1 protein-coding gene is annotated in these 1,227 nt (G+C 61.9%); it reads right to left on the bottom strand.

The features are described 5' to 3' along the window. Positions 1-1,227, bottom strand: a 1,227-nt coding sequence (locus lacNas_RS07955; protein WP_201346758.1) for a DUF8090 domain-containing protein, incomplete at both ends; no start/stop codon positions are given.

Genomic DNA, 1,227 nt, shown 5'->3' with positions numbered 1-1,227 from the left:
CGCCGCTCAGCCGGTAGCCGTACATGGGCCGGTTGACGTCAAGCGGCCAGTTGAGCAGGCGGCAGACCTCCTTGCGGTCGTAGAGCTCATAGAGGGTAAAGTCTTGAGCCGGGTCTTTTTCTTTCGCGAGAAGCAAGCCGGTTTCGACCGCGTCTTGGAACAGGCGGAGAAAGTCTGGACTGCCTTGGGCAATCTTGGAATTAATCCGCCAGAATCCGCCGGTCAAGCTGGCGACTGCTTCGCCGCCGTACTTGGCCTTTTGGGTGGTCGCCCCGCTTTTGACCTCATAGAAGTCCAGGGAAAGAATGGCCTCCAGGGATTTCTCCAGGTCCGGGGAGTCGTAGGCCCCGTAATTTCTTAAAAGAGTTTGGAAGTCGGCCTGGCTGACTGGGCCTTTTTGCAAAAGGGCCTGCAGAAGCAAAAGCTCGTGTGGCCGCTGGCCGGGGGCCAGCTCCTTGTTGACGAAGGACAAGACTTGGCTCTCGTATTTCGTCAATTGGCAGGGCTGGCCCACTTTTTCCAGGAAGGCACCGTAGTGGGGCAGGGACTTGTTTTCCAGCCAGAGGCGGGGCGAGACCCGGCCTTTTTTGGCAAAGTCCAGCAAGAGCGGCGGCCGGCCCAGCTGCTGGGCAAGGTCAGCGTAGGCCTCCCGCAGCTGCTTGAGCGAGTCCAGCTTGACCTGGTCCAGGGAGCGGAGAATCTCCTCGCTGGCGATCCGGCTGAAACTGATCGTGGACAGGCCGGCAAAGCTGACGGTCTGCAGCTGGTATTTCAGCTGGTCGCGGGAGAGCTTTTTCCCCGCCAGGGCCAGGGGAATCAGGTAGTTGTTCTGGTAGTTGCCGATGAAGTCCAGGACGGTGACGAATTCCTGGCCCGGGAAGCGGCGCAGGCCCCGGCCCAGCTGCTGGATGAAGACGGTCGCCGACTGGGTGGGGCGGAGCATGACGATCTGGTTGAGGGCGGGAATGTCGACGCCTTCGTTGAACAGGTCGACCGTCACGAGATAGTGCAGGCGGCCTGCTTCCAGGTCCTTGATCGCCTGCCGGCGGGCAGCGGATGAATCCCGGTTGGTCAGGGCTTGGGCCGGCTGGCCCTGGTCAGCAAAAGCCCGGGCCAGTTCCCGGGCTTCTTCCTGCCGGCTGCAGAAGACCAGGCCGCAGGGGCGGGGGCCGCTGCAGCCGTAGTAGTCCAGCTCCTTAAGCAGGTAGCTGACCCGCTCCTTGGAGC

This window comes from Lactobacillus nasalidis (genome assembly GCF_016587775.1).
GTDB classification, from domain to species: Bacteria; Bacillota; Bacilli; order Lactobacillales; family Lactobacillaceae; genus Lactobacillus; species Lactobacillus nasalidis.
This window is presented reverse-complemented; position numbering and strand designations above follow the sequence as displayed.